This is a genomic window from uncultured Marinobacter sp., from assembly GCF_963974375.1.
Taxonomy (GTDB): Bacteria; Pseudomonadota; Gammaproteobacteria; order Pseudomonadales; family Oleiphilaceae; genus Marinobacter.
Window position 1 is genome coordinate 1 of record NZ_CAXBDN010000213.1, and the last position, 7,869, is coordinate 7,869.

The 7,869-nt window shown below is 60.0% G+C and carries 9 protein-coding genes; 6 read left to right on the forward strand and 3 right to left on the reverse strand.

Features of this window, described 5'->3' with window-relative positions; translation table 11 throughout:
* The coding region (locus tag AAC035_RS15930) for a biotin/lipoyl-binding protein (protein WP_339805869.1) at positions 1–404 on the reverse strand (404 nt) is incomplete at its 3' end.
* A gap of 350 nt (positions 405–754) precedes the next feature.
* Here AAC035_RS15930 and AAC035_RS15935 point away from each other — a divergent pair.
* Positions 755–1,897: a GGDEF domain-containing protein gene (locus AAC035_RS15935; protein WP_339805870.1), complete on the forward strand. Its 1,143-nt coding sequence runs from the start codon at positions 755–757 to the stop codon at positions 1,895–1,897.
* Positions 1,898–1,923: 26 nt separating this feature from the next.
* On the opposite strand, the gene yfbR is transcribed toward AAC035_RS15935, so the two are convergent.
* Positions 1,924–2,523, reverse strand: a complete 600-nt coding sequence (gene yfbR / locus AAC035_RS15940; protein ID WP_339805871.1) for a 5'-deoxynucleotidase — start codon at positions 2,521–2,523, stop codon at positions 1,924–1,926.
* A 57-nt stretch (positions 2,524–2,580) separates the two neighbouring features.
* Positions 2,581–4,803, reverse strand: a complete 2,223-nt coding sequence (locus tag AAC035_RS15945) for a DUF748 domain-containing protein (RefSeq protein WP_339805873.1) — start codon at positions 4,801–4,803, stop codon at positions 2,581–2,583.
* A 94-nt stretch (positions 4,804–4,897) separates the two neighbouring features.
* On the opposite strand from AAC035_RS15945, the gene pdxH reads away from it, so the two are divergent.
* The 5 genes from pdxH to AAC035_RS15970 all read left to right on the forward strand — a co-directional run bounded on the left by pdxH (position 4,898) and on the right by AAC035_RS15970 (position 7,821).
* Positions 4,898–5,533, forward strand: coding sequence for a pyridoxamine 5'-phosphate oxidase (pdxH, locus tag AAC035_RS15950; RefSeq protein ID WP_339805875.1), 636 nt, complete (start codon positions 4,898–4,900; stop codon positions 5,531–5,533).
* Entirely contained in the window at positions 5,499–6,284 is a 786-nt protein-coding gene (locus AAC035_RS15955; RefSeq protein WP_339805878.1) for a 4'-phosphopantetheinyl transferase superfamily protein, read from the forward strand. Before pdxH ends, AAC035_RS15955 begins: the two co-directional genes overlap by 35 nt.
* On the forward strand, positions 6,281–6,877 hold the full coding sequence (locus AAC035_RS15960; protein ID WP_339805880.1) for a DNA-3-methyladenine glycosylase I: 597 nt from the start codon (positions 6,281–6,283) through the stop codon (positions 6,875–6,877). The genes AAC035_RS15955 and AAC035_RS15960 overlap by 4 nt, the downstream gene beginning before the upstream one ends.
* A 186-nt stretch (positions 6,878–7,063) precedes the next feature.
* Positions 7,064–7,366 carry a DUF6482 family protein gene (locus tag AAC035_RS15965; RefSeq protein ID WP_339805882.1) on the forward strand — a complete coding sequence of 101 codons (303 nt, stop codon included), beginning with the start codon at positions 7,064–7,066 and terminating at the stop codon, positions 7,364–7,366.
* Positions 7,363–7,821 (forward strand): DUF3429 domain-containing protein, encoded by a 459-nt coding sequence (locus AAC035_RS15970; protein WP_339805884.1) that lies wholly within the window; start codon positions 7,363–7,365, stop codon positions 7,819–7,821. Before AAC035_RS15965 ends, AAC035_RS15970 begins: the two co-directional genes overlap by 4 nt.
* The last annotated feature ends 48 nt before the right edge of the window (positions 7,822–7,869 follow it).

Genomic DNA, 7,869 nt, shown 5'->3' on the forward strand with positions numbered 1-7,869 from the left:
CTGATTTCGGTTGCGGCTATGTTGCGCCCGGCGCCCACCGACCGGGCCTCCGCCAGCCGTCGACGGGCTTCTGCCAGGCGCGCGCCGGCCTCGCGGGATTCAGCCCGGGCGCTGGCCAGCTCAAAACCGGTCTGTTCATCGTCCAGGCTCATCAGCAGTTCACCGCGGGCAACAGCCTGCCCTGGTTCAGCCTTCACCTCGAGAATCAGCCCGGCGACGGCGGAAGACACTTGCGATGAGCGCAGGGCGTTCACCGTGCCAGTCAACGGCAGATCTTCCGCGATAGCTTCCCGCGTGACCTCAGCGAGAAGGACCCGGGGATAGTTCCCGGCAAGCGCCTGGGCTGGCGCGATCAGCACCAGCAGCAGAAAAAAAATACACCGGTAGCCCGGACCCCATTCCACAAAGTTACCCCTCGTCAGTTTTTCCGTTGTGACGACACCTGAGCCGGACACAAGAAGCATCCGCAAAAGACAAGCCGATAGAAACGACACAGGTCCGCTTTTATCAGATTCCATACAACGCAAAGTTGCTACGAACATCGGGAGACACCGGACCTGTCGTAGCCACTCAGATCTGTGACCATATTTTAACCAGCTGACGATTGCATGCATCGGGCATATCCCTGATCATTGCACCGATTTTTTGGGTAGCCGGATCTCAAATCCATGCAGATAGAATTTATTTCATGCTAGTGTTGGCTACACAAATATAAAAAAACGGTCATTGATCAGACCAGAAAGTCAGGGGCAACATGTCGGCACCAACTTCGGCACCATCTATTGATCCCCAGATCCAGGCCGCTCAGAACCTCCGCCTGAAACGCATGTTCTGGGGGTTTGCCAATCACGGCTGTACGTTCCTTGTTGTTGCCGGCCTTGTGGTGGGTGGCTTTCTGGCCATCGAGCCTGTTGTGGTCTTTGGCGCCGCCAGTATTCTGATGGGCACGCTGCTGGTGCTGACCATGCAATCGGGCCTGAACCTGCGGTTCAAGGACCCCAGCCTGACGATGATACAGATCGTCTGGCCCATCCTGCCCTCTCTGTACGTTATGTATTTCGTGACACTTCCCCAGGGGCGGACGGTATTTCTGTTAATGGCGGCGACCGGCATCATGTTCGGCGCCCTGGGCCTGCGCCGGCACCAGATGCTGATTCTGGCCGGCATCTACTACTCCACGTACTTGCTGCTGATCGCTGCACTGGCCTTAACCTATCCGGAGCGTGTCTACTGGCCACTGGAAGCGGTCACCCTGTTTGCCTATGCGTCGCTGCTATCGATCGCGGCCTATCTGGGCGCCTACATTTCTGAACTGCGGATGCAGCTCCGTTCCAGCAACCGCCAGTTGAAGACGGCGAATATCGAACTGGTTGAGCTGGCGACCCGCGACCCCCTTACCTGCCTGCCCAACCGCCGCACAGTGATGGAGCAGTTCGAACGGGAAGCTGCCCGCACCGAACGTTACTCTCCGGGCCAGAAAGCACTGGGCATCAGTATTCTCGATATTGACCACTTCAAGCGTGTTAACGATACCTACGGCCATCAGGCCGGCGACGAGATCCTGCGCAAGGTCAGCCAGGCCCTCGAGAACACCGTCCGTAAGGGCGACTACATAGGTCGCATTGGTGGTGAAGAATTCCTGCTGTTGTTCCCGGACACCTCACCAGACCATGCCATTCCCGCCGCCAACCGAATCCGCAAGGCGGTAGAGGCGCTGCGGTTTGACGAACTGCCGGAAAGCGAACGGGTGACTGTGTCCCAGGGCATCGCCATTCATCAACCCGGAGAAACGGTCGCCGCCACTTTCAAACGGGCCGACGAAGCGCTCTATCAGGCCAAGAACAGCGGTCGTAACCGGGTGGTCGCCGCCGGCATCGACAATCACGATCTGGCCTGATACCAGCGCAGCCCGATCGCCATCGTTCAATCCCCCAGCAAATGATCCAGGGGCTGGCGATAGCCCGGCGCAAACACCTCCAGGAAGTAGTTCACTTCCGGCAGTGCCTCTTCCAGCAGCCGCTTGAGGATCTGCTCCCCCGCCGGTTCAAACTCCCGGTTACCAGCCTGCACTTCCGCCTGGCACTTCAACAACGCTGACAGACGATCCGCCGCCTTTACCAGCGTTCGCACATCCTCAGGCCAGCGGCTCTCCTGCACGTAAGGGGCAAAACTTTCCCGCAGCTGATCCGGTAGTAATGCCAGCAGTTCGTCTGCGGCCTGGTGCTCGATATCCGCGAAGACATTGCGCATCACGCTGGAGTGATACTTCACCGGCGTCGGCATATCGCCCGTGATCACCTCGGTAGCATCATGATAAAGCGCGGCCGTTGCCACCTGTTCCGGATTCACCGTGCCCCCGAACTGCTGGTTGCGAATGACCGCCAGCGCGTGGGCGAGGGTCGCCACCTCCCAGGAATGGGTGGCCACATTTTCTTCAATGGCATTGCGCATCAGCCCCCAGCGACGAATCCAGCGCAGGCGGGCGATGTAGGCAAAAAAGTTGCTGGCGCCGGGAATGGCCATGGCAACGTGGCTCCTGTTAACAGATGTCGGAATATCGAGTGTACTGACTGACGGAAATTACCGGAGATTCAGCCGAAAGCGGCCCTCAACCGGGGTACCGTCACCCGGCGCTTCATCCGGCAGATAGCCCGGTGCGGACAACCCGGGTTCGGCTTGTCCCGGCAAGCGTTCAAGCAGCCGATCGACCGCCCTGCGGAACCGGTTGTCACGGGCCAGCCCGGACAAGCGGTAATCCAGCGCCAGTATCATGTCCAGCACCACGGGATCGTCGCTGATCACTTCCTGGTCACTGACCTTCATGGTGCCAACCGCACCCACCAACTCCAACCGGGAGCGTTCATTGAGCGCACCTTCCAGCTGAATCTGTCCCCGCAGGGGAGGCACATTGGCAATCCGGGTCAGTACGCCGTTCAGACCGTGGACCCGACTGCTGAATTCCGGAGTGAAACTGCTGTCGTAATAACGCAATTCCGCACTGTTCACCGTCAGATCCCGCATCCGGAAGATTAACGGCAAGGTTCGCAACGGCGCAGAAGCCTCCGCGGATGGGGTCGGCTCTGGCTCTTCAGAGCGGGAGGCGAACAGCGGCGCCAGATTGAAGCCTGTGTCTGGCTGATAACGCACCAGCACGGTGGGCTCGGAAAGACTGACCTCGCCCAGTTCCAGGCGGGCGGGGGCAAGGTTGTACTCTATCCGCCCCAGCCGCAGCTCACGCCAGCCGGCCACCGTCTCGCCACTGCCTTCGGGAGAGCTGACACTGGCGCCCGGATCAGAACTGCGCAAGTCAAACTGACTGATGCTGCCGTTGCCTTCAAAGGTTCCGGTCAGTTTCTGATCCTGCCCGTCCAGATCCAGCTGTCCCCGCAGACTCAGGGTGCCGCCCGCCAGCACGAACGCTGCAGGCGACGTCAGATATCCCGCCAGCGGCGCCAACGCCAGCTGATCCAGATCGAAACCGGAACCCAGGGTAAAGGGTCGCAGGGTATACTGGCCGCTGGCACTGAGTTGCCCGCCCTCCGCCATCTGGCCCCGGACCTGCCACACGACCGGCTCTTCCAGACGCTCGGTCATGGCGCCCAGGCTGAGTTCAATGCTCTCAACGGTGTTTACCACCTCCGCCTCAGCAAGCAGGTTACGCACACTGAGCCGGCCCTCTGACAGGTTCAGGCCACCCACAGACCAGCGCCAGTCGGCCAGCTCCCGGATCCAGCGATCGTCGGCTCTGGTTCGCCACTGCTCGCGGACTTGTTCGTGGTAATCCAGCATGAACTCGGGGCGTAGCAATGAAACGCTGGAAACCACCAGTTCCTGATTGGCAGAATTCATGGCAAGTCCGGACAACTGCCCTTCCGCCAGGGTCACAAAAACACGTTCGCTGTCACCGGAAGCGATCACCAGATCGCGCAGAACCAGTTGACCGTTACGAGTCATGATGGCGGATTGCCGATCCGCCCAGACCCACTCGAACTCCGTGCTCAGGTCGGCCTGTGCACTGGCAGCCAGACCGGCATCCGGGACGGCAACCTCCATCGGCTCCAGCAGCCGCGCCAGACTGGCCAGTCCGAGCTGCCTCGCATCCAGCGTACCTGCCAGCCGCAGCCCTTGCTGCCCGCCCGGGGAACCTGCCAGCAACCCTTCAAGCTCAAGTGACTGTTCGCCGTCACTACCCTGAACCAGCAGGGCCCGCTGACCATCCGCAGCCTCGCTGTTCTCCGGGTCCTGCAACACCAGCGAATGCAGCGTCAGCTGGTAACGGGAGGTTCCCGGTTCGTCAGTGCTCTGCTCCCCGGACGCTTGCGGACCGGCTGCAAAGTGATCATTGATCAGAAGCTGCCCTTCCATAACCCGCACATCAGCTCGCCGCAGATCATCTCCATTCCAGGCCGCTGGCCAGTCCCGCCATGGCGACCAGGTACCGTCGTCATGGCGGTCAAGCCGCAACAACGGTTGATCGAGCGTCACGCTTACGGGCTGAAGCCGACCCTTCAGCAGAGGCCAGAAACCCAGGCGCAGATCAAGGTCATTCCAGGCCAGGGTTGATTCGCCATGCCGGTTGACAGCGTGCAGGTCCGCCACTGAAACGGTCAGCGTGAAGGGGTTGGTACTGATATCGCCTACCCGGGTCTGCCAGCCAAAGGCGTCATCCAGCTGGCGCGGAATACTGTGTTCCAGATACCGGGGCAGAGCAACGAACGCCGCCAGCAACAACACCAGAACCAATGCCGTCAGGCAGAACACCAACGTCATGAATCTGGACTTGCTCCGGGCCGATGCCGTCACAACATAACTCCTGTTAGCGGTTCTCAAGTGCGCCTGATCCTGAAAGAATAGGCGGGCGTAATAAGGTAACCCCACTTTATATCAGGAATGCCCCATGGACATAGGTGATATGCGCCGCGATTTCGAGAGCGAAGGGCTGGATCTTGAGCATCTTGATAATAACCCGGTCAGGCAGTTCGAACACTGGTTTCAGGATGCACGGGACGCGCAGATCCTGGAACCCAACGCCATGTCACTGGCAACCACCGGCGAAGATGGCCAGCCGGACCTTCGTACCGTGCTGCTGAAATACTTCGATGACTGCGGTTTTGTGTTCTACACCAACTATGGTAGTCGCAAAGCCCGGGAACTGGCTGAAAATCCGAAAGCTGCCCTGCTTTTTCCCTGGATCGGACTCAACCGGCAGGCCATTATTCAGGGCACTGTGGAAAAAGTCAGTAGCGCCGAATCCCTGAAATACTTTGCCTCCCGCCCCCGGGGCAGCCAGCTGGGCGCCTGGGTATCGGAACAGAGCAAAGTGATTACGTCCCGGGGCCTGCTGGAACAGAAGGTTGCTGAGATCAAACGTAAATTTGGTGATGGCGAAGTACCGCTGCCGTCCTTCTGGGGAGGCTTTCGGGTTGTTCCTCACCGATTCGAATTCTGGCAGGGCCGGCCCAGCCGCCTGCACGACCGGTTTGAATACCTGAGGAGCAATGATGGCTGGCACATCCAGCGACTCCAGCCCTGAACAGCGCGAAACCCGGGTCAGTGTCTGGCTGGCCCGGCAGCCGCTGGAGCCGCAAGTACTGCCCAGCTGGCTCTCAAGCTACGAGCAGGAGGTCGTAGCGGCCTTTGCGACCGGGCGCTTCAATGAGTTCATTCACAGCCGCTGGCTGGTTCGTCAGGCCCTGTATGGCGCTAGCGGTGTTGCCCCGCGACTGTGCCGACCGGCCCATGGCCGGCTGGTGGCTTCGGCCGAACCGGAAGGCTGGTTCCTGTCGCTCAGCCACAGTCACGGCCTTTCAGCCTGCGCGACTGCCCCGTCGCCGGGGCTGGGTGTCGATGTGGAACCGCTCTACCGTGAGACGGACTGGCGGCGTATTGTCCGCCGCTGGTTTACCCGGGGCGAACAGGACTGGCTGCTGAGCCAGGCCGATGAGCGGGCCTTTCTGCGGGTCTGGACCCTGAAAGAAGCGTGGCTCAAGGCGACCGGTCGCGGCATTGCCAATAACCTGCAAACGCTGGAGGTGCATGCCGACGGCTCTCTGTCCGGCGACCGGCCGGATCAGCACTGGGCGGCGGCCATCACTGATGTGGACGGTTTCATGATCGCCGTGGTCTGGCAGACCATGGGAGACACCAAGCCGGCGCCGCCCGGCCTGACCCTGGTGCAGGCCGATGAGCACCACGATATCAACCCGGCCCACATGGACCGGATCACTGACCCCGACTGGACACTGACCATGATCGGGGCACAGCCCGGAGCAGACCACGGATGACCACCAACACCACCAAACAGCGTTGCCCCTGGTGCGGCACCGACCCACTGTACATGGCCTACCATGATCAGGTCTGGGGCCGCCCGGAACACGACGATCTGTCGTTGTTCGAAAAACTCTGCCTCGACGGACAGCAGGCGGGGCTGAGCTGGATAACGATCCTGCGCAAACAGGACAGTTATCGAAAGGCCTACGATAATTTCGATCCGGAGAAAATTGTTCAGTATGACGACCGCAGGATTGCCGAGTTGCTGGCGGATCCCGGAATTATCCGCAACCGGCTGAAAGTTGCCTCCATCATTCGCAACGCCCGGGGCTTTCTGGGTTTCCGCGAACGTGGCGAATCCTTCAGTGAGTTCCTCTGGTCCCATGTCGACCACCGGCCCCGGCAGAATCAATGGCAGTCACTACAGGAGGTGCCGGTTACCACCTCTGAGGCAGAAGCCATGTCAAAAGCCCTCAAAAAACAGGGCTTCAACTTTGTCGGGCCCACCATTGTCTACGCCTTCATGCAGGCCTGCGGCATGGTCAACGATCATCTTGTAACCTGCCATGCCCATGAACCCTGCCGTGCTATGGCTGAACGCTACTGAATCGCAATCCCCCGTACCCAACCCTCCAATCTGAGTGCAGCCGGCATCATCAGCCTCTTAAATATGTGATACCTCGCTGATCTTCCATCCGCCGGCTGGCGTACTAGGTCTGTAGCAACATAAGAATCCGGAGTTATGCCCGTTGGCGGACACTATCCGGTTCATTTGACCAGTGGGGAATCAACCGTGCGCATCACCCTTGCCGACTTGCAGAAACACCGCCGGAAAGTGGCTCTGCTGGACATCATCTCTCTGGAAGGGCAACGCTACATGGCAAGGTTGCTGATTTCAGACCAACAACTGCTGCTTTCGGACGCCAAAGGGCAAACCTGCCTGTTCCGCAGCGCCTGGGAAATCCAGGACACCCTGAAGGACATCGATATCGAGCGGACCGATGTGGTACACGCCTCCGCGTATCACGAAATGGTGGGCATGGCGCCAGCGGAAATCGAGCCCATGAGAATCAGCGTGCAGGGGCAGCGCTCGTGATCTCGGTCGCCAGGCTGGCCATGGTGGTTGGCTTAGCAGGCCTGATCCCGTTTCTGGCCGGGGCAATAGGGCTGTTGCTCTGGCCAGGAGAGAGTTCCTGGCTGATCTCATGGTTCTATCTCTACAGCGCCGGCATTCTGGCCTTCATGGCCGGCGTTTACTGGCCGGTGGCCATGCAGCTGGAAAACCGTTGCTACCCGCTGTCTCCCATAGCTACTCTGGTGACCAGTCAGGTCCTGTTTCTCACCGCAGGGTTGCTGTTGCTGTTACCGGTTGGCTGGCAGGCGGTGCTGTATCCGTTAGCCTATCTCGCCATGTGCCTGATCGACCTGCGCTGGCTCTTCGACTATTGGCCGACCTGGTATCGCAGGCTCCGTGCCGGACTCACCGCCGTGGTGATTGTCTGTCAGCTGGCTGTCGCGCTCTGGCTGTTCATGAACGGCACCACCTTGTAACAGCCCTTGTTGAGGCAACCTGATGCCCAGTTTGCCAGCAGCTTCCGG

What these genes read in the sequence shown, in the direction of transcription:
- pdxH (WP_339805875.1), top strand. Translation starts at nt 4,898, where the DNA reads ATGGACATAGGTGATATGCGCCGCGATTTCGAGAGCGAAGGGCTGGAT.
- AAC035_RS15955 (WP_339805878.1), top strand. Translation starts at nt 5,499, where the DNA reads ATGATGGCTGGCACATCCAGCGACTCCAGCCCTGAACAGCGCGAAACC.
- yfbR (WP_339805871.1), bottom strand. Translation starts at nt 2,523, where the DNA reads ATGGCCATTCCCGGCGCCAGCAACTTTTTTGCCTACATCGCCCGCCTG.
- AAC035_RS15935 (WP_339805870.1), top strand. Translation starts at nt 755, where the DNA reads ATGTCGGCACCAACTTCGGCACCATCTATTGATCCCCAGATCCAGGCC.
- AAC035_RS15960 (WP_339805880.1), top strand. Translation starts at nt 6,281, where the DNA reads ATGACCACCAACACCACCAAACAGCGTTGCCCCTGGTGCGGCACCGAC.